The organism is Streptomyces rhizosphaerihabitans, from assembly GCF_025399795.1.
GTDB lineage: Bacteria > Actinomycetota > Actinomycetes > Streptomycetales > Streptomycetaceae > Streptomyces > Streptomyces rhizosphaerihabitans.
Genome location: NZ_JAODTZ010000020.1, coordinates 137,492 through 157,205, shown reverse-complemented (window position 1 = coordinate 157,205; position 19,714 = coordinate 137,492). Strand labels below are relative to the sequence as shown.

18 protein-coding genes are annotated in these 19,714 nt (G+C 71.6%); 4 read left to right on the top strand and 14 right to left on the bottom strand.

Going from position 1 to position 19,714, the window contains the following annotated elements:
• The first annotated feature begins 182 nt into the window (after positions 1-182).
• A complete protein-coding gene (locus N4G66_RS21475; RefSeq protein WP_261705764.1) occupies positions 183-725 on the top strand; it encodes a GNAT family N-acetyltransferase in 543 nt (180 codons plus the stop codon).
• Between the two features lie 169 nt (positions 726-894).
• On the opposite strand, the gene N4G66_RS21470 is transcribed toward N4G66_RS21475, so the two are convergent.
• On the bottom strand, positions 895-1,308 hold the full coding sequence (locus N4G66_RS21470) for a helix-turn-helix domain-containing protein (RefSeq protein WP_261705763.1): 414 nt from the start codon (positions 1,306-1,308) through the stop codon (positions 895-897).
• A gap of 467 nt (positions 1,309-1,775) precedes the next feature.
• Between N4G66_RS21470 and N4G66_RS21465 the strand changes: the two genes are divergently transcribed.
• Both N4G66_RS21465 and N4G66_RS21460 read left to right on the top strand, forming a co-directional pair.
• Positions 1,776-3,107: a helix-turn-helix domain-containing protein gene (locus tag N4G66_RS21465; protein ID WP_261705771.1), complete on the top strand. Its 1,332-nt coding sequence runs from the start codon at positions 1,776-1,778 to the stop codon at positions 3,105-3,107.
• A 623-nt stretch (positions 3,108-3,730) separates the two neighbouring features.
• Positions 3,731-5,059 carry a hypothetical protein gene (locus tag N4G66_RS21460; protein WP_261705762.1) on the top strand — a complete coding sequence of 443 codons (1,329 nt, stop codon included), beginning with the start codon at positions 3,731-3,733 and terminating at the stop codon, positions 5,057-5,059.
• A gap of 162 nt (positions 5,060-5,221) precedes the next feature.
• Here N4G66_RS21460 and N4G66_RS21455 read toward each other — a convergent pair whose 3' ends face one another.
• The 4 genes from N4G66_RS21455 to N4G66_RS21440 are packed head-to-tail and all read right to left on the bottom strand — an operon-like array spanning position 5,222 to position 9,471.
• The gene (locus tag N4G66_RS21455) at positions 5,222-6,223 is read right to left on the bottom strand and encodes an aldo/keto reductase family protein (RefSeq protein WP_261705761.1); all 1,002 of its coding nucleotides are present in this window, start codon (positions 6,221-6,223) and stop codon (positions 5,222-5,224) included.
• A gap of 13 nt (positions 6,224-6,236) precedes the next feature.
• Positions 6,237-6,884 carry a 2OG-Fe(II) oxygenase gene (locus tag N4G66_RS21450; protein WP_261705760.1) on the bottom strand — a complete coding sequence of 216 codons (648 nt, stop codon included), beginning with the start codon at positions 6,882-6,884 and terminating at the stop codon, positions 6,237-6,239.
• Positions 6,881-8,509, bottom strand: a complete 1,629-nt coding sequence (locus tag N4G66_RS21445) for an MBL fold metallo-hydrolase (RefSeq protein ID WP_261705759.1) — start codon at positions 8,507-8,509, stop codon at positions 6,881-6,883. Before N4G66_RS21445 ends, N4G66_RS21450 begins: the two co-directional genes overlap by 4 nt.
• Positions 8,506-9,471, bottom strand: coding sequence for a class I SAM-dependent methyltransferase (locus tag N4G66_RS21440; RefSeq protein ID WP_261705758.1), 966 nt, complete (start codon positions 9,469-9,471; stop codon positions 8,506-8,508). The genes N4G66_RS21445 and N4G66_RS21440 overlap by 4 nt, the downstream gene beginning before the upstream one ends.
• A 132-nt stretch (positions 9,472-9,603) precedes the next feature.
• Here N4G66_RS21440 and N4G66_RS21435 point away from each other — a divergent pair, with 132 nt between their 5' ends.
• The gene (locus N4G66_RS21435) at positions 9,604-10,194 is read left to right on the top strand and encodes a histidine phosphatase family protein (RefSeq protein WP_315903668.1); all 591 of its coding nucleotides are present in this window, start codon (positions 9,604-9,606) and stop codon (positions 10,192-10,194) included.
• Positions 10,195-10,385: 191 nt separating this feature from the next.
• Here N4G66_RS21435 and N4G66_RS21430 read toward each other — a convergent pair whose 3' ends face one another.
• The 9 genes from N4G66_RS21430 to N4G66_RS21390 all read right to left on the bottom strand — a co-directional run bounded on the left by N4G66_RS21430 (position 10,386) and on the right by N4G66_RS21390 (position 19,702).
• On the bottom strand, positions 10,386-11,540 hold the full coding sequence (locus tag N4G66_RS21430) for an aminoglycoside phosphotransferase family protein (protein ID WP_261705756.1): 1,155 nt from the start codon (positions 11,538-11,540) through the stop codon (positions 10,386-10,388).
• 45 nt (positions 11,541-11,585) lie between these two features.
• Positions 11,586-12,566, bottom strand: coding sequence for an aKG-HExxH-type peptide beta-hydroxylase (locus tag N4G66_RS21425; RefSeq protein WP_261705755.1), 981 nt, complete (start codon positions 12,564-12,566; stop codon positions 11,586-11,588).
• A 31-nt stretch (positions 12,567-12,597) separates the two neighbouring features.
• Entirely contained in the window at positions 12,598-13,572 is a 975-nt protein-coding gene (locus N4G66_RS21420) for a hypothetical protein (RefSeq protein WP_261705754.1), read from the bottom strand.
• 13 nt (positions 13,573-13,585) lie between these two features.
• On the bottom strand, positions 13,586-14,698 hold the full coding sequence (locus N4G66_RS21415; protein ID WP_261705753.1) for a radical SAM protein: 1,113 nt from the start codon (positions 14,696-14,698) through the stop codon (positions 13,586-13,588).
• Positions 14,699-14,834: 136 nt separating this feature from the next.
• Positions 14,835-15,836, bottom strand: coding sequence for an NAD-dependent epimerase/dehydratase family protein (locus N4G66_RS21410; protein WP_261705752.1), 1,002 nt, complete (start codon positions 15,834-15,836; stop codon positions 14,835-14,837).
• A 174-nt stretch (positions 15,837-16,010) separates the two neighbouring features.
• A complete protein-coding gene (locus N4G66_RS21405; RefSeq protein WP_261705751.1) occupies positions 16,011-17,021 on the bottom strand; it encodes a phosphotransferase family protein in 1,011 nt (336 codons plus the stop codon).
• A complete protein-coding gene (locus N4G66_RS21400) occupies positions 16,999-18,153 on the bottom strand; it encodes a hypothetical protein (protein ID WP_261705750.1) in 1,155 nt (384 codons plus the stop codon). The genes N4G66_RS21405 and N4G66_RS21400 overlap by 23 nt, the downstream gene beginning before the upstream one ends.
• Entirely contained in the window at positions 18,150-19,034 is an 885-nt protein-coding gene (locus N4G66_RS21395; protein ID WP_261705749.1) for a glycosyltransferase family 2 protein, read from the bottom strand. The genes N4G66_RS21400 and N4G66_RS21395 overlap by 4 nt, the downstream gene beginning before the upstream one ends.
• Positions 19,031-19,702 carry an AAA family ATPase gene (locus tag N4G66_RS21390; protein WP_261705748.1) on the bottom strand — a complete coding sequence of 224 codons (672 nt, stop codon included), beginning with the start codon at positions 19,700-19,702 and terminating at the stop codon, positions 19,031-19,033. The genes N4G66_RS21395 and N4G66_RS21390 overlap by 4 nt, the downstream gene beginning before the upstream one ends.
• Positions 19,703-19,714 lie beyond the last annotated feature (12 nt).

The window sequence follows — 19,714 nt, the reverse complement described above, 5'->3', positions numbered from 1 at the left end:
GCGGAGAGCGAGGCCGCGGTAGAGGCGGAGATCTCCGCCTCTACCGCGGCCGAAGCCGTCGGTGGAGCCGGCGGGCCACCCGGGCCGGGGGAGTGAGCCTCGCCGGGAAGACGCGGATGGGCTCCTTTGCCTGCCCCCGGTTATCCTGCCTCGTCCTGAACAGGCCAGAGAGGTTCCGCACCATGAACAGCACCATGTCGCCCTTTCCCGAGCGGATCGAGCTCTCGGGGGAGGGGCTCGTCCTCCGTGACTGGACGGAGGCGGACCTGACAGTGATGCCGGAGCTGTTCGACCACCCCGACATCGCGTACTGGACTCCGCTCGTCTCCCCGTTCGACGAAGCGGCCGCCCGCACACGCCTGGACCGGGACCGTCAGCTGCGGGCGCAGGGCACGGCCGTCCTCCTCGCCATCACTGTCGACGGCGGCGCACCGCTCGGGGAGGTCATGCTGCGGCGCGCCCCCGAGGGCACGGAGCTCGGCTACGCGGTCGGTCCGGCGCACCGCGGCCAGGGGCTCGCGGCGCGGGCGGTACGGGTGATGGCCGCGTACGCCTTCGAGCAGTTGGGCGCGGGCCAGGTGATCCTGGAGCTGGAGGCCGAGAACGCCGCCAGCGTCGCCGTGGCCACCAAGGCGGGATTCGGACCGCTCGACGTGCCGCTGATCACAGGTGAGGAGAAGGGGCGGCCCTACGCCCTGCAGACGTGGGGTCTGAACCGCCCCTGACCTTCAGCCTCCTCATTGGGGGCCTTCCTGGGCGCAGTCGCACGACGACCGTCGAGGCCCGCCCGGCGGGTTACTGCAGGAGGCCGAGTCGCCGAGACCGGTTCCTTGCCCAACGCCACCACGGCGTCACAGTGTCATGGCCTGCGAACCGATCGGCGCCGTGAAACGTCTATGCGTCGGCGCCACGGTGCAGGGTCGGCGACGCCCGGACGCCCAATTCCCCGGCCGCCGCTTCGCCTCGTAAGGAGTTCCCGCGGGGCGGGCGGTTCGGCCGGTCGGGGGTGCGCATGCGACTGCCGAGGGCCACCCCCAGCTGGAAACGGTTGTCTACGCCGAGCCTGTCCATGAGCGAGCGCAGGATGTTCGTCACCGTCCGTGGACTGACGCCGAGCCTGCCGGCGGCACTCGCGTCCGTGTGCCCCGCGAGCAGCAACGCGACGAGTTTCCGCTGACGTTCGTCCAGCGGCATGACGGCGGCGAGCCGGTCCTCGAGGCTCGGCCGCAGGGGGACGGGCCGCTGATCGTTCCCGGGCATCCGGAGGCTGCCGCGGCGCAGAGGTGTGGGGTTCGGTGAGGTACGCACGGGACTCCCCTGGTCGGTGTGATCTGGCGTGTTGCGTGGTGGCCGGGTGTGCCTCACGGGGGTCGTGGCCGACCCCGTTCGGCGTGATGGCGACACCGAGAGAGCTAAGGACGTGCTCGGGCCTCTCGGATCAGAACCGAGGCCCGGAAACGGTCATTCATGCCTTTTCGAGTGCTCGATGGTTGACAGCTGGAGTGACTACGGTCAATAACCCGTCCCCGCTCGCACCAAAAGTGCCGAAAGCGGAATCGAAACCCGGCGAGGGGTACCGCTCCCATGAGCCTGATGGCGTCCTCGACGAGCGTGTCCAGCTGCGGTGATGGCCTCGGTGGCAGTTGCGGGTACGGGAGGAATGGCCGTTCGGCGGATGCATGACTTACGAACACGGTTCACCGCTGGGCAATCGTTTGGGCTAAACTTGACTCATTGGTAATGCCCGTCAAGTCGGCCGAGGAGCAGGTGTGAAGATGTCGGGTGAAGTCGGTACGCGTATCCGACGCCTGCGCCGATCCGCCGGAATGTCCCAGGCCGATCTTGCGGGCGGCGATCTGTCCGCGAGTTACATCTCGCTGCTGGAAGCCGGCAAGCGGACGCCGTCGACGGAGGTGCTCGCACAGCTGGCCCGGCGGTTGGACTGCGACCTGTCCGACCTGACGGGCGCTCCCGCGGAGATCCCGGTCAATGAGCTCGAAGTGGAACTGAACTACGCCGAGATGGCCCTGAACAACGGGGACCCGAACGCGGCGTTCGAGGCGTACCGCACCGTCCAGGAAAAGGTGACGGTCTCCGCCCAGCCCGAGGTCTGGTACAAGGCGGAGCACGGAATGGCCCGCTCCCTGGAGCACGGAGGCCGCCTCGAGGAGGCGGTCGCCCGCCTCGAGGCACTGCATTCCGCGTCCCTGGAGCGTCCCGACCTGGTGCCCCGGCTCACCACCGTGATCGCGTTGTGCCGGTGCTACCGGGAACTGGGCGACCTCTCCCATGCCATCGAGGTGGCCGAGGCCACCCTCGCGGAGCTGGAGAAGCTCCAGCTCGGGCCGACGGTCATCGGAGTCGAGCTGCTGTCCACCCTGGTGGGTGTGTACATGGAGCGCGGCGACATGCACCGCGCGTCGTACCTGGCCACCAAGGCGATCGAGCAGGCGGGCACGATCACGGACTCCCGCGCGCTGGGTGCCGCGTACTGGAACGCCAGCGTGGTCATGCACCGCAACGGCAACACCGCGGACGCGCTGACGCTGATCGAGAAGGCGCTGGCCATCTACGCGGAGGGCGACGACCAGCGAGCCCTGGCGCGGTTGCGCAACGCCTACGCCATGGTGCTTCTGCAGTCGGAGACGGCACAGCCGGAGGTGGCCCGCGACGTCCTCAGCCAGAGCCTCACGAGCCTGCGCGACGTCGGCAGCAGCGTGGACGTCGCGTACTGCCTTTCGGCCCTGGCCCAGGCCGAGTTGCGTCTCGGGAACGGGGCGGCCGCCATCGATCACGCCGAACACGCACTGGAGCTGCTGGGTCCCGACCATCGTCTGCAGAGCGCCCGCAACCATCTGGTGCTGGCTGCGGCCCGCCTGGCCCGCGGGGAGAAGAAGTCCGCCCAGGACGCCTATGAGCGGGGTGCCCTGATGCTGGAGGCGTCGGAGGCCAACCGCCAAGCGGCGTTCGCCTGGGCCGAGCTCGCCGAGATTCTGAAGCTCTGCGGCGAGGACGAGCGTGCGGTGTGGGCGTACCGGCAGAGCATGCGGTGCATGGGGCACCGGGAGACCTTCCTGACGGGGCAGAGGCTGACATCGCGCACCTAGGGACACCTAGGGGCGCCTAGGACAGTGCTGGGCCGAAGGTGATCGCCATGAGGGCGGCAGGGGGACGTCACTGCCGCCCTCACGTGTTGCCGACCGGACGGTCAGCAGCAGAGGGGGACGTCCGGCCCCCCTTTGTCGACCGGAGGATCGAAGGGCGAGGGCGCCGCGATCACGGTGGTCGTGCCGGTCGGTGCCCCGGGGTGATCCGGCTGCCCGCCCTGAGCGGCGACCGCCCCCAGGGTGGCGACACACAGCAGCGGCACGACGGCTATGGAAAAGCGCCTTGAGCGAATCATTTCTACTTCTCTCCCCGATGTATCTCTCATGAGCGGCTGACGCACCTGGTTTCAGTCAGTGACTCATTTTGATGACTCACTTGACTGTCCCGGTGGAAAGATGCTGACACGGCATGACTGGGATGGTCAACACGGGAATTAAGTGAAGCGAAATATGCGTGTCGCGCCACATGTGACTCTTTGCGGCTTTTTTGTGATGGCGCAAAAGGTATTTATTCGACACGAAACGAGCGCCGAGAAAACCCGGATGCGTGGAATCGCGCGGCATGACTAAGATTTGTGACTTAGAGTCAAGTTCTGCTGTGGTGAAAGCGGGGGGTGATGTGAGTGCGCGAGAGCGCGCCGCAGGGGTGGCCGACCGGGACCGGTGCCCATGCCGCGTCGGCGTTCGCCGAATGCCTGGTAAGGCTCGGTTACCGTCGACGACCACCCGGGCCCCTGCTCGCCGAGGACGGCGGCGCCACTCTCTTCACCTCCGTCGCGGCACCGGCCTGGCGGAGGTCCCTGACCGGCCATCCGAGGCCCGAGCCGGGAGGCGCCGTAGTTCTCCAGTGGGTGCTGAACACCAGTCGGCTGGTGGCGCTGCCTCCCGCCTCGCCACCCAGCGCCGGACGCACGGTGGGAGCCGTCTGGACGGGCACCCGTGCTTACGAGGAGGCGCTTCGCGACGTCCTGGAGGCCCTGCTGGAGGCCGGCACCGGACCTGCTGACCTCACGTTCCTGCTCCGTGCGGAACCACACGACGCCGTCCCCGTGACAACTGCCCTGCGGGGCCTGGGCGTCGAGCCGGAGCGCATGGCGTACGGCACCCGACTGCCGGAGACTCCGATGCGCATGGACCCCGAACTCGGGCCGTGCCTCACGCTGCGACGCCTCTCCTGGGCGCCTGTGTTCGCCCACTGCGACGGCCGGTGCACGTGTGGCTGTCGCGTCTCCGTCGCGCACATCCAGTTCGTGGAACGCCGACGGACGGCGGGACGCGTGGCGCCGCTGCGCCACCCGCTGTTCGAGATGATCGTCTCCGAACACGCACTGACGCACGGCCCCCGCGCGGGGGCGCTGACGCCGGACCGGCCGAGGCCGCCCGTGTCTCCGCTGCTGGGGCCGCTGATCGCCGGCATCTCCGATCTGCTGGCCGGGGTGACCGGAGCGGAAGGCCCGAGTCCCGTCTTCCTGGCGGACGCGTCGAGCGCCGCTTCACTGCTCCTCGGAGAGGGGATGGCACCGGGGCCCCGCGGCGGTCCGTACGTCCTGCGCCGGCTCCTGCGCATGATCGGCACCGAACTGGCTGTGCACGGTCTCCCGCCGGCGCTGCTGACCTCGGTCATGGCCACCGCGGAAGTCGCCTATCGGGCCCCCCTTGGATTTCCCCGGCTGTCCGCACGCTCCTGGGCGCACCTGACGCACGAGCGGGACGCCTTCCTCAAGGTGCTGAGCAGGGGGCGCAGCCAGGTGATGCGCCCCGGCGTCCTCTCGGACCGGCCGTGGGAGACGGCGAGGCAGTTGATGCGGCTCCGGTCGGAGCGGGGGGTGCCGCTCGCGCTGTCGCTGCGCTGGTGCCGGGAAGCGGGGATGGAACTGCCCCTCGTGCACCTGGCACTCGCGGACCTCTGGGACACCACGATGCCCGCAGGGCCGCCCGGCACCCGGGTGTGACGTGACACCAGGGCGGTCCGCGGCAGGAGAAATGCGGCCGCCCTCGGCCGACGGGACGTGCCCCGGCCGAGGGCGGCCCGTCTTCTGCGGTGTGGCGGGTTGCCACGGGCGGGGCGGAGCGCGCGCAGGGCGGGCAGCGTGCGGGGGCGGGCGCTCGCCCGGTCAGGGCGTGTGGTGCGGACTGGTGGTGAGGGCCGGGTCCGTGAGTGCCACCGGGGCGAGGACGGCGTCCATGGCAGCCCTGAGGTCGTCGTCCAGGACCACATCGCAGGCCGCCGTGTTGGCGGTGATCTGCTCGGGTCTGCTGGCTCCGATGACCGCGCTCGCCACATTCGGTTCGTGCAGGACCCAGGACAGGGCCAGGACGGGCAGGGAGATGCCGGCCGCCTCGGCCAGGGGCAGCAGCCGCTGCACACGACCGAGGATCTCGTCGCGGAGCACCTTCTCCATGAAGTGCCCCCCGAACCCCTTGGTGTCGGTCGCGCGCGACGCGGGCGGGGGCGGTCGGCCGGGCACGTACTTTCCGGTGAGGACGCCCTGTGCCAGCGGGGAGAAGGCGAGCTGGCTCAGGCCCAGTTCCCGGCAGGCGGGCATCACCTCGGCCTCGATCACGCGGTGCAGGGCCGAATAGCGGGACTGGTTGGACACCAGCGGCACCCGCAGTTCGCGGGCGAGGGCCTGCGCGGCGCGTATCTCCTCCGCCCGCCACTCCGATACACCGATGTAGAGGGCTTTGCCCGAGCGGACGACGTCGGCGAAGGCGGTCATCGTCTCCTCCAGCGGGGTGCCGTGGTCGAAACGGTGGGCCTGGTAGAGGTCCACGTAGTCGGTGCCGAGCCGCCGCAGCGAGACCTCGATCGTCTCCATGATGTGCTTGCGGGACAGACCCCGGTCGTTCGGCCCCGGGCCGACCGGCCAGTACACCTTGGTGAAGATCTCGACGCTCGACCGGCGCTCGCCCGCCAGCGCGCGGCCGAGGATCTCCTCGCCGGCACCGAACGCGTAGCCGTCGGCCGTGTCGAAACTGGTGACACCGCAGTCCAGCGCGGCCCGTACGCAGGAGAGCGCCGCGTCCGAGTCGATCTGCCCGCCATGGGTGATCCAGTTCCCGTACGCGATCTCGCTGACGTACAGACCGCTGCGGCCGAGCCGACGGTGCTTCACCGGGTGATTCCCCTCATGCCGCGCCGTCCTCTGCCGGGTCGGTCCAGAAATGGACGGTGACGGTCCTGCGTGTGACGGGCGCCGGGGCGTGCACGGCGGACACTCCGTGCAGCGAGCGTGCCGTCGTCTCGATGAGGACACTGCGGCCGAACGAGGGCAGGATCCTCACCGGGGACCGCCCGTGCACCGGCTCGCCCAGCTCCAGCCACCCGCCGTCCTCCGGTCGCCAGCCCTCGCTGAGGTAGGTGAACAACGAGTACCGGCGCAGCCGGCCGGTCTCCGGGTGGCGGTTGGAGCCGACATGCGCGTGATGGACGGCGCCATGGCCGGCGAGCCGGTAACTGCCCCAGTCCCCGTCCGGTTCCGTGCGCAGGCCCTCCACGCCCGTCACCTTCCCGAGGAACGCGGCGAGGTCGTCCCCGAGCAGCGCCTCGCACAGCTCCCGCAGGGCCGGTCCGGCCAGGCCGCGGTCCTGGGAGTGCCAGCGGGGAATGCCCGGTTTCGCCGTCATCGCGGAGGTGTCCGGGAAGGCCTGCGCGGCCGCGCGCAGGGTCTCGGCGGGGAGGATCCCGTCCCACACGTAGTGAGGGAAGGGATCAGGGCGGAAGCAGGGCTCGTCCGCCGCGTTCAGCCGGCGTTCCACGGCCGCGTAGTCGATCACTTCTGTTCCTGCCTTTCTTCAGGACGCCGGGGGGCGTCCGACGGGATGTCCGTGGCCGGGTCTGCCGCCGGGCCCGCCGGGGAGACGCCGAGCCGTGCGCGGCCGTTGGAGCAGGCACCGTCCGGCAGGGCGAAGCGCCAGCCGTGCTGGGGGCAGACCACGGACCCGAGCGCCGGGTCGTAGTCCTGTGGGCCGAGTCGCGCGCCCAGGTGGGGGCAGGTGTCGGACACCAGATAGGCCCCCGTGGCCGTCTCCAGCCGGAACGCGCCGGGCTCGCGTTCGCGGTCGGGGGCCGTGCGGAGGAGGTACTCGGCCAGGTCGTCGGGCGCGCTGCAGCGCAGCACCGACATGAGCTCCTCGTTGTAGGCCCCGATGCCCGGACGCCAGGCCCGGAAGCGGAAGGAGAAGAAGAACTCCTCCCAGCTCATTTCGCCTTCGAGGATGTCCGGGAGGAACCGTGACGGCAGGGTGAACCGGTAGTCGTGGGCGTCCGCCTCGGGCCCGGATCCCTCCCGGACCTCCAGGGAACGGAAGTCGACGAGCCAGAACCCGCCGCCGGAGCCGCCGATGTCGAAGGCGACGACGGCGTCGACGGCGCGGCACAGGCTCTCGCCCGCCGCGAACAAGGCAGCGAAGTGGGCCGCGAAGTCGCCGTAGAGGCTGCGCTGCGGCTCCGGGTGACGGGCGAGAACGTCGGCGATGGCGGGAGCCCGTCTGCGGGCGTAGTCCTCCACGTAGGCCGGCAGGTCCGCCCAGTCGAACTCCTCGCGGATCTTCGGATCGGGGTTCAAGTGGCCGGTGGTCACGTCGAGTTCGTCGCCCGGCAGCGGAGCCACGGTGCGTTCCGCCAGCTCCGGGTGCTCCTGCCCCAGCCACGCCAGCAGTTCGGGCGGGGTGGTGAACACCGAGGACTCCGCGAAGAAGTGCGGGGCGAGCTCCGGGTCGAGCAGAGCCGGCGGCCCGGCGAACGCGACGGCGCTGCGCGGGTCGAGGGCGTGCATGTAACGGGTCCACCGGCGCATGGAGTTGACCTTCTTGCGCTCCGCCGCGTCCACCTGCTCCTCGGCGGCGAAGGAATAGGCGAACGGGAACCAGGTGGCACCGGAGAACTGGGCCATCACGACGTCGATACGCGGATGCAGCCGGCGGATGGCGCGCAGTTGGTCGCGGTCGACCTGGCAGTCGTTGAGGTTGACCACGACCTGACCGGTGGTGGTGTCCTCGATGACCAGGGCCGAGTCCTGGTGCCGCGGAGTGGGGGAGTGGATCAGGCGCAGACGGAGCGGACCGGCGCGGAAGACCTCCTGGTCACCGAGCAGGACGGGGGCCGGGCCGCGCAGCGAGCCGATGAGCCGTTTCCAGCTCGGCAGCGGGTAGTCGGGCATCAGCAGGGTGACGGACGGGTCGAGTGCGTTCAGTACTCCGGCGTCGAAGTGGTCCTGGTGGTCGTGCGAGACGTACACGTGCGTCGCGTCGTACGTGAGCGGTGAGTACGGGCTGTTGTCGGGGAGCTGGTGCCAGCCCGACACGAAGGCGCCGCCCTGGGAGAACCACGGATCGCAGACCAGCTTCACGCCGTCGGCCTCCACGAGGGCACCGGCGTGCCCCAGGAACGTAATCTTCATGGCTGCCTCCAGGGAGCTGGGCGGTGGGTGGTGTGCGGCTTGCGAGCCGCGACGAGATGCCGCGCCAGGTTCGGATCGGCGGAGCCGGCGAAGGGCCGTCCCCGGACGCACACTTCGAGTCCGGCCGAGGCGAGATGGGCGGTGATCTGTTCGGCGGTCGGCACGTGCAGGACGGAGTGGAAGACCTCGGGCGGGCCGCCGCCGCTGCCGTCGCCCACCGCGATGATCCGGTGGCCGAGCAGCGCACCGCCCGCGGCGACGAATCCCTCGCTGAGCAGCAGGTGCGGGCCGTCCCGGAACACCGATCCGGCACGGCGCCGGTGCACTTGGCGTCCTTCGTCGAAGCCGGCGGCGCCGTCCTCGACGAGCCGCAGATCGAGGACGGCGGTGCCGCCCCTGCGCAGATTCCGCACGAGCGAGCCGAGCAGCTCCCGCAGGGCGTGCGGGGCGAAGAAGTTGGCCGCGTCATAGGTGAGCAGCAGGGTGTCGTAGGTGTCGTGATCCGCCGTCAGAAACGTTGTGTCCGCCGCGTCTTCGAGCAGGAAGCGGGTGTCGTCCCGGCCGGCGAACCGGCGCCGGGCGTGGTCGACGACGGCGGGCCCGGCGTCGACGCCGACGTAGGAGGTCATGCCGTGCTCGCGCAGGGCGGCCGTGTAGTGCCCCGGACCGCACAGCGGGTGGAGCACCCGGCCCGCCCGCCAGTCGGGCATCACCCCGCGCAGCCAGGCGAGTTGACGCGCCACGACGCTCGGCGGGCGGGAGGAGTCCGTCGTCGTGATGTCGGTCTGCTCCCGTAGCAGACGGCCGCTGAACGCGAGGTCGCCGTAGGGCAGGGACGGCAGTTCGGCGATACGGTCCGGGGCCATGCCGGCGATATCGGGCAGGTCCGGCCGGAGGGACTGAGCGCCGTGCTCGAGGAATTCCGCGGCGATTTCCCGCGGTGTTCTGTCGACGAGTTCCATACTGACTCCGTAGCTTGCGGAACGTGCCCGCCCCGCGCTCCATTTCACGTTCAGGTTCTGTGCGCGGGATCGCCGTGGTCAACGGATTTGCGGATACCCGCTAATTCTTGGACTCCGCCGGTCGGCCCGGGCATGATGCGCGGCATGTTCGCCAATTCATGCACCGTTGTGTTGGATCTGGTCCCTCATTGCGCTTCCTCGCCGCGTGCGGAGTGGAGCGGTGACGACGACCTGCGACCGCTGAGTGAGGAGGGAATGCGGCAGGCGGCCGTCCTCGGCGAGGTTTTCGAACTGGGAGTCGACGCCGTGTACAGCAGCCCCTCGCTGCGCTGTCGCCAGTCGGTCGCCCCGCTGGCGGCGGCCGGCGGGGTTCCGGTCGTGTCCGAGGACCGGTTGCGCGAGGCGCGGGGGTTCGCCGAACCGGCGGCCTGGACCCAGGGCGTGTTCGAGCCCATCGGCCCGTCGCTCGGCGGCGCGTGGGCCGCCGGCCGTGCTCTGGGCGCCCTGGCGGAGATCGCCGCCCGTCACCAGGGCGGCCACGCGGTCGCCTGCTCCCACGGCGACGCCATCCCCGCCGTGCTGGTGTACCTGGCGGCGGCGTACGGCTGTGAGCTGCCGCAGATCGTGGGGCGGGGCAGCTGGTTCCGGCTGCGGCTGGAGCGCGGCCGGCTGTCCATGACCGGTATGCGCCCCGACGGATCTCGTCCGACCCGTCTCGTCTGACGGATCTTGCCCGGCCGAACCCCGTGCGGCCGACCTCGCGCGACGGACCCGTCCGACGGAGCCGTCCGACGGAGCCGTCCGACGGAGCCGGCGCGACGGAGCTGGTCCGACGAGGTCGGTCAGAGGGCGGGCCCGTACGCCATCGCCCGGGCGGACGGGCCCGCCCCGTGCCGGGGTCCAGGCGGACGCCTTCACCCGCGTGCGGGGGTCCGCAGATCCGGTTGCGCCTGTTCCACCAGGGCCGTCATGACGGCGACGCGCCGCCGGATGTCCGGGTCGTCGGCCGCCTCGCTCCGGGCCGCGGCGTCCCCGGCGAGCAGCCGGTCCGCGACCCGTACCAGAGGGAGCCCGAAGTGGTAGGCGGCCACGAGCCGGAACGCGAGCGCCACGGCCTCCGGATCGCACGGACCGCCCGCCGCCGCCGTCCCCGCATGATGGCGCGCGGCGGCCTCGGCACCGAGGGCGAGCGTGGCGCCGGGCTCCAGGTTCGCGGCCACCGCCGATGACAGGGTGAGGGTGGCCAGGTCTTCGCCGGCCGGTCCCAGGCCCACCTGGCCCCAGTCGATCGCGACCGTGCGACCAGCGGTCCGGAACAGGTTGCGGGGGGTCAGGTCCCGGTGCACCAGCCCGGCCGGCAGCGACCGCAGCATCCGTACGGCCTCGTCGTGACGGCGCGACAGCATCCGCAGGGCCGTGACGGTCTCCTGGGGGAACAGCCGGCGCAACGCGGGGTCCGCGCTGGTGGCGGCGTCCGCGACCCGGTCGATCAGCGCGAACCGGGCGTGCAGCGCGGCCTGTTCCACGAACGGCCTGCACCACCACGCCCGGTGCGGGGGCTGTTGCCGCAGTGAGCGGGCGTGGAAGCCACCGAGGCACTCGGCCGTGTCGAGCAGTTCGCGGGCCGTCCACGCGTCGCCGGGCGTTCCGTCGACCCGCTCCAGCCACAGGCGGAGCCGCTCCCCGGGCAGTGGCACGACACCCAGACACCGGACGGCGGCGAAACCGCCGTCGGCGGCGGCGTCCAGCAGCGGCGAGGCCAGGGCCAGTGCCTCGCGCCGCCAGTACGCCCAGTCCGCCGGGCCGTCGCCCCCGTCGTCGATCTGACGGGCCAGATCCCGTCGGCCGGGCTGCCAGCGGCGGTACCGGACCTGCTTGAGCACGACCTCCCAGGCGCGGTCGCCGCCGTCGGACGAAGCCGTGCCGCGCACCACGTAGAGCCCGTCGCTCGCCCTGCTCCAGCTCTCGTAGCCGACCGGTTCGCCCGTGAAGGCACGTACCCGGGCCGTGGGGTCGGCCAGCAGCGCCCGCACGGGCTCCCGCAGGTCCTCGGCAGTGAGGCCGGGCAAGGTGCCCAGGTGACGGTAGGGCGGTCCTGACACAGCTGCCGCCCCTCAGACCGCGCGCCGCGCGTCGGCCACGGCGGCCCGCAGATAGGTGCGCAGCCGGTCGCTGTGCACCTGGTCGAAGCACGCGAGGGCCGACGCGTGACCGATCTCCAGCGACTCCAGCTCGACCTCCAGGCGTCGGCGCAGGACGGCGGCCAGCTGCGAGCCGTCGCCGCCCGCCGGCTGGATGCGTGAGAGGTACTGGATGACGTTCGCGAAGGCGAGAGCGGCGTGCACGATGCCGAACACCGGACGGTCCTCGTTCTTCCACGGCGAGTGGAAGAGGTCACCACCGTCCTCGAAGGCCACCCCTTCGGATTCCAAGGACTCGTTCAGCCAGGAGTGCGTGGCCTCGTGCACGAGGGTCTCTCCCAGGCGCAGCGGTTCGTCGGTCCAGTTCAGGACGACGGTGCCCGGCAGGAAGTCGAACGTGTAGCTGCGGCAGGTCGCGCCGAGCGGCACGGCCTCGGTCCAGATGACGACGGCGGTGGACGAGCGCAGCACCTCGCTGCCGACGGCGAGAGCGGCGTCCACGGCCGCGTTCAGGGTTCGCGCGATGCGCTCCCGCTCCGCCGCGTCCCGCTCGGGCGACGCGCCGAGCAGGTACATCTGGCTGCCGAGGCGGTCGTCGTCCACGGCCTCGCAGTCCGCGGCCCGCACCACCATGACCGGCCCGACGGCAGTGTGCACCGCCTCGGCGCGCAGCGCCGCCCGGTTCTGCCACAGCTCCACGGCCCGCCGGGCCCGATCGGCGTCCCGGGTTCGCGCGGCGATCTGCGCCTGCTGGAAGGCGTGGTGCAGGACGGCGTGGTCGAAGGCGTCCGGGGTTCCGTCCAGGTCGCCGAGGTCCGTACCCGGTGCGAGCCTTCGCAGCGTGGCGAGGATGGTGCGCGCGCGCTCGGAGCGGCGTGCCACCAGCCGCGCGGTGAGGTCGGCCTGCAGCGGCGCGGCGGGCGTGGCCGTCTCGACGGTCTCGGTCTCGGTCATGGTGGTTCCCGTCCTTTCAGGGCGGCGGCGGTCAGCGTACGGCGCTCGGGGTGGCCCACCGGTCGAGGTGTTCCGCCTTCTCGGCGTCCGTCAGCGGCCTGATCTCACGGATGTAGTCGAAGGGGGACTTCACGGCGAACTGCCGCCGGTTCCAGCAGGGATAGGTGGTGGCGATGAGCTCGGCGACGATCCCCATGCCGACCGTCTCACCCACCCTGCCCGGCAGTTCGGCACGCAGGGCGCGGAGCTGGTCGTGGATCTCCCGGTGGCGCCGGGCGACGGGCCCCGCCGTGCCCCGCGGCTGCCGCAGGGCGAGCCGGTCGTAGAACTGGAAGGCGAGGGAGTCGGCGAAGACGCCGGTCAGCCATGCCCGGCCGGTCACGGACAGCGGGCCGGTGCGCGCGCCGACGGCCTCCTCCGTGCGCAGCCACTGGCCCATCCAGGACCGGGCACCCTCGCGCAGCAGCGCCTCCGCGAACGACAGCGGGTCGGGCCCGGGCCGGCCGGGCAGGGCCACGTCGCACACGTCGGCGAGCGACGCGGTTCCGGGATCGTCACCGAGGACGACGGCGCCGACGGCGAGGTCGACGACATGGCGCAGGCCCACGTCGTTCAGTACCTGTGCGGCGTCGGCGACCGCCTCGCGGTCGTGCGCTCCGGCCGGCCGGAGCCCGAGGAGGCCGCCGTCCGTCGCGCCGTCGAGGACCGCGATCCGGGGGCCGTTCGGCAGGGCCACGAGGGCGGTGGTCACTTCGGCGGGGTCGAAGGCGACGGCCGGACTGCGGGTGAGGCCGACGAGGGCACGGCCGACCGCGTGGAGTGGGGCGGGCGCGGCCTCGGCCGTGACGGCCGGCGCCACGACACCGGCCGCGGCGGCGCGGCGGGCCCAGGCGTTGCTGTGCGGCTCGACCCACAGCAGGAAGGAGTGGATGGCGCGGCCGTCGAGCGAGGCGTTCCAATAGCGGTTCTGCGTCTCGTCGTCGTCGATGACGGGGAGAAGGAACATCGGGCTTTCCCTTTCAGGCCGCTGCCGGCAGGGCCGCGGCCACGTGGTCGATGACCTTGCGGCGGTAGTCGCAGTAGTCCTCCTCGAAGCCGGTTCCCTCGAAGCGGAGTCGGTCGGGGAGGGCGCCGCCACGGCACGACGCCTCGTGCGAGCAGCCCGCGCACTTGCTGAGCAGGGCGGACAGATCGGTGCGGAGCTTGGGATTGCTGTCCAGCGTGAGCAGCTCGTCCATGCCGGTGGCCGCGTCCACGGAGCCCAGCAGCGCGCCGGGCATGCTCAGTTCGTCGGAACTGCCGATGCGTCCGTCGGGGTAGAGCGTCACGACGAAGGGTTCCTTGCGGTCGCTGAAGCTCGTGTAACTCGTGGGCAGCCCGGACAGCGACCGGATGACGCTGAAGAACGGTTCCAGCACGTACGAACCGTAGGAGCGGGTCGACGACCAGTGCTCGAAGGCCTCGATCAGGAAGTCCGCGTACTCGTCGGGAGTCGTCGCCCACCCCGGCATGCCGACTCCGTCCGGGTTGAGCAGTTGCAGCGACTGCCGGTTGGGCGTCCGGTAGTCCTTGCTCTTCACGTTGAAGTCCAGGCACCCCGAGAGCTTCACGACCTTCACGGCCTCGAACTTGGCGAGCGAGTCCAGTACGTCCGCGGCGCGGCCGAGGATGCGGCGGGTGACCACGACGATCACACCGACGTTGCGCCCCCGGGCCGCCATCATCTCGAGTGCCTTGGTGACCTTGCGGTAGGTGGGGCGGTCCCTGAAGTCGACGCGGTGTGCGTTGCCCTCCTCGTCGCCGTCCAGGCTGATGCCGATCTCGATGTCCGGCCATTCACTGTCGAAGAAGTCGAGCCACGCCTTGTCGAGGAGGATGCCGTTGGTCTGCATCGAGACCGTCACCGGCCCCTCGTACCGCCGCAGTTCCGCGAACAGGTCGCCCATCCTGCGTCGGCCGATCAGCAGCGGCTCACCACCGTGGAGTTCGACCGCCAGCGGCCGCCCGCCGCACAGGGCGAGGAATTTCCGCAGCACCTCCGGCTTCAGCATGAGGGCATTGGGGTACGGCTTCCGTCGTTCGTAGCAGTAATGGCAGTTGATGTTGCACATTTCTCCGGGGAGTTTGAGCATGGCCAATATGGTTTCCCCGGGAGCCGGCAACTGAAGTTCCATGGTGCAGCTCCTCACATCGAATGGCTGAGAAAAGATTCTCGTGGCCGTGGAAATGCGTCAACGAAATGCCGTTCTTCTTGCGCGAACCCGCATGTCACCGCCCGGCGGCGACCGCACCGCCCTGCTGCGCCTGTGCCGTCTTGCGTACGAGCGCGGCGGCCGACAGCCAGTCGGTCTCGCCGACGGCCGAGGTCAGCCGGTCCAGGCGGGGCACGCGGCCGGTCACGTCGGTGCGGCCGGGGAAGACCGACTCGTAGGGCACGTGGACGACCCCGGCCGTGCTGCCGGTGGCGTCGAGGACCAGACGGGCCAGGTCACCGATCGCGGTCTCCGTGGTGGAGCCGATGTTGAACACATTGCCGTCCGGTCGCCAGGCGGCGTCGGACGCGGCGAGGTCGAGCAGACGGCGGGTGAACTGGTCGATGTCGGTGAAGCAGCGTCGCTGGGTGCCGTCCCCGTGGACGGTCAGCGGCACATCGGCCCCGGCCTGCCGGAAGAAGGTTGGCAGGACCATGCCGTAGCGGCCCGACTGGCCCGGTCCGACGACGTTGAAGGGGCGCACCACGAGCACCGGCCGTTGATGCGCGGCCTGCTGACCCAGTCGTTCCATCTCCCATTTTCCGGTGGCGTACCCCGGGGCGCCGCCGTCGTACGCGAGCGGGACGGCCCGGTCCAGGGGCAGGTCCTCGCGCAGAACGGCGGCGCTGTCGCTGAGCCCGTAGACGGCGGAGCTGGACACCAGGACGACGGGTGTGTCGCCGGAACGGGCAAGGACGTTCGCGGTCCCGTCGTGTCCCACTGCGTAGGCGTACGCGGACTGCTGCGCCGCGAGGCGCATGCCGACGACGCCCGCGAGGTGCAGGACGAGTCCCGTACCGCGCGCGGCCTCGGCCACCGCGTCCGGGTCCAGCACGCTGCCGCGGACGAGGGTGACTCCGGGGATCGCGTCGACGGACTCCGGCCGGCCTGTCGTCAGGTCGTCCAGGACCCGGACGTGGTGACCCGCGGAGGCGAGGGAGCGTACGAGGCGGCTGCCGATGAAGCCGGCGCCGCCGGTGACGAGGACGGGCTGGGACGTTGCGGTGGAGGACCACATGTCGGTGTCTCCTTCGTGATGGAACGGGGATGGCCGCCAGGGGCGCCAGAGTTGCCAGAGGCTGATGGGGTGAATGGGGCGGCTCGGGGACAGCAGTGGGGATGACGGCGGTGGACTGAGGGACGGGAGGCCGGGTGGTATGTCGGCCGCGATCCGGCGGCCCGTGCGCCTCGGTCATCCGCGGACGGCGTCGTCGACCGTCCGCGGCAGTCGCCGTGCCCACCACAGCAGCCGTGGTGCCCAGCCCGGTCGCTCGTCCGGTTCCGCCGCGTCGAGGAAGTGCATGTAGGTGACGATCTGGTTGAACACGGCGATCGGTTCGGCGAGCCGCCACACGGCCCGGCACTGTGCGGGCGACATCAGCGCCGACCAGCTCGCGAAGTACCGGTCGAGGGCGCGGGCCCGCGCCCCGGGTTCCGGACAGCTTCTGAGGGCTGCCACGGCGTCCAGGAACGGGTGGCCGATGGCGGCTTCCGCCCAGTCCAGGAGCACGATCCGGCCCGATGCGCGCGCCACGCCCCAGTTGCCCGGGTGGAGGTCGCCGTGCACGAGGGTTTCGCCGGGCGGTGCCGCGGCGAGCGCGGCGCACAGCTCGGGCAACCGGGCGCACGCGTCGGACAGTCGGCGCTGCTCCTGTGCGGACAGCGCGCCCGGCAGACCCGAGGCAGGGCCGAACAGGTCGCTCCGTCCGGCCGCCGGGACCATATCGGCCAGCGCGCGCGCAGTGCGCACCCAGCAACCCGTGGCGGCGAGTTCGGCCGTCCGGCCCAGCCATGCCCGCTGTACGCCGCCGAGGACGGCCAGGGCCCGGCCCCGCGCGTCGTGCGGCAGTTCCGAGCCGGGCCGCAGGTGGACCTCCCGGGTGCACCATCCGTCGTTCGGCGGTGCGTCGGGGGCGACGACTGCGGGCACGAGCCCGGGCCGGCGGGCCGCCAGCAGGGACAGCACCCGGCCCTCGTGCGCCAGGGACGGGAGGGACTGTTTGTAGAACACGGCGCCCCCGCTGGTCGGGCAGCGCAGTACGACCGAGAGCGACCATCGTTTGACGTCCTCGACGGGTCCCGTGCGCCGCAGGCCCGCCAAGGCCAGCTGGGCGTCGACGACGGCGACCGCCCGGTCCCGCCAGCCGGGCAGGAGCCAGGGCCGGGCGACGGGTCCTGTGTCAGTGCCGGAAGAAGCGTTCACCGGTCACGACCCAGCTCATGCCGTGTGCGGCGCACGCCTCGCGCAGCGCGTCGGCATCGGTCGAACCGCTGGGCGTGACCAGCTGGGTGACGCCCAGGCGGGCCGCGAGTTCGACGACCTCGACGAACGGGAAGTGGTTGTCGGCCGCCAGGGTCACCCCGGACAGCGGTGGCGTCGCGCTCCAGTCCGGTTCCCGGTCGGCGTCCTCCGGGTGGACCAGCACCCGGGTGAACTCGGCGCGGACCGAGGGCGTCAGGTCGCCCTCGGCGAGGCGCGCCCGCCACACCGCGCGCCCCGCGGGCCCGACGCCGTCACGGAACCGGAGGCCCAGGACGTCCGGGTGGCGGCGGCGCTGCCAGGTGCGGGCGCGGGCGGCCGCCAGCCGGGTGCAGTCCAGGCGGTTCTGCTGCCCCATGCCGATGCCGATCGTGGCGCCGTCCACGACGAAGGCCATGGCGTTCGACTGGGCGTGCCGGACCGCCGTGACCGCCACGGCGAGGTCGTCCGCGCGACCGGGTGTGCCGCACTCGGTCCGCACACCGCCGGCGAACTCGGGCAGCGGCGCCGCGGAGCGTGTCAGCCGAAGGCCCGCCGTCTCCACGGTCTCCCGCGCGTCCGCGCTCCCTGCCCGTGGTTGCCCGGCCGGGTTCCCGCGCAGCACGATGAACCGGCCGTGGTGGAACCGGGAGAGTTCCGCGAGCGCTTCGGGGGCGAAATCCGGCGCGATGACGCCGATGGCGTTGGCGAAGAGGGGTACCTCGGCCGGCGAGATCGGCTCCGACACCGCGACGAAGTCGCCGTAGGAGCATTTCGGCGCTGTGGACCGGGCCCGTAGGACGGCCCGGCCCAAGGCGCCGGCCGGCAATGGTCCCCCGTCGTGGAATGCCTCGTCGCCCGGCGCGAAGGGCACGCCGATGGCGATGCCCGCCGGTGAGGTGTGCTTGAACGAGGCGCAGGCGGCGGCACCGGTGTGACCGCGCAGGACACACACCGCCTCCCAGGCGCCGAGCGCGTCCAGCACATTGATGTACGACGGGCTGCCGCGCAGCAGTTCGAAAGGAGGCTCGCCCGGGACGACCGGTTCCGCCAGGGCGGTCTCGTGCGGGTTCAGCCCCCGGGACAGTTCGATCACGGTGTCTCCGGACTCGGAAGGGGGGAGGGGACGGGCACTTGGGACCGGAGCGCGCCCAGTACCCCGGCCTGCCAGCCGAGCTCCCACATCAGGGCGGACAGGCCGGCCGGGGCTCCCGCGCGGGCCGTCGTGGCCGGCAGACGCAGCCAGTCCGTCAGGTGCGCGCGCCAGGTCACCGGAGGGACGCCGTGCGGGACGTACTTCCTGCGCAGGGCCACGATGTCGCGGCCCTGGAACCGGCCCCGGCGGAATCTGCCGCGGTGCGTGCCGCGGACGCTGACCGACACGACGGTGTCCGCGACGCCGATGGTGTGCCCGGCCAGCTGGGCCCGCCAGGAGATGTCGATGTCGGCGAGGGCGGGCAACTGCTCGTCGAAGCCGCCGAGTTCGTCGAACAGGGCCCGGGACATGCCCATGAGCCCGCCCAGGACATGCGGTTTGAACAGGCTGGCGGTCAGGATGTCGCAGAGCTGGTCGGGGGGCGTGCCGCGCAGCACAGCGGGCGGGTTGAGGCGCCGGTAGTCGATTCCGGCGGTGACCAGTTCGGCCTTGTCGAGCGCCGCCGCCATCGCGTCGATGTGGTCCTCGGCTATCTCGTCGTCGGCGTCCAGGAACAGCAGACGGTCGCCGCGGGCCGCCCGTGCGCCGGTGTTGCGCGCGACCCCGGTGCCACCGCGCCCGGAACGGGTGACGACGCGGACGTCGGCGGGCAGCTCGTGCCGGTGGCTGTCCACGACCCCGGCCAGGTCGTCGGTGGAACCGTCGTCCACGACCACGAGACCCCAGTCGGCGTCGGTGCGCTGGCGCCCGAGGGCGGCGAGCTGGCGGCCGACGCAGTGCGCGCTGTTGTAGCAGGGGAGGACGACGTCGAGCCGGCTCACGTGGTCTCCAGCAGCTGACGCGCGGGCGCCGGGCGGGCGTCGTCGACGGCGTGGAACAGGTCCACCAGGCGGCTGTCCTCGTGCGCGCCGGTGGTGTTGCGAAAGACGTGCACCGGCGGGAGGTACGGCGGCGGGTCGTCGAGGAGCAGCGAGCGGTACACCTTGCTGACCTTGTCGAGGGTGTAGCTGTTCTCGTAGTGCCGCATGCTCTTGCCCCGGGCGACGACACGGTCCGCGGCGAGACCGACGGGGACGTCGAGGTAGACGACGAGGTCGGGCAGCAGCGTGCCGTGGGCGTGGTGGCGGTCCAGCGTCTCGCGCGCCGGGATGCCGTAGAGCACCTCCAAGTAGGCCGCGTCGCTGAAGATGTAGCGGTCCGACAGGACGGTGCGGTCGCGCAGCAGGTCACCGATCGCGCCGGCCTGGAGCTGCTTGTCGCGGAAGTACGCCTCCGTGATCTGCCGGTGGCTGTGCCGGTGCGGCCGGTCCTCCCGGACGTCGATGATGACGCGGGCGGCCTGCGGGTCGAGCCAGGAGTGCTGGCCGATGCGGGACAGGGGACGCCCCTGGGCCCGTACGTGTTCGGCGATCAGCCGGGCGGTCGTGGTCTTCCCGGATCCGTCGACGCCTTCCAGCGCGAGGAATCCGTGGTTCGTGGTGCTGGGCAAGGGGATCTCCCT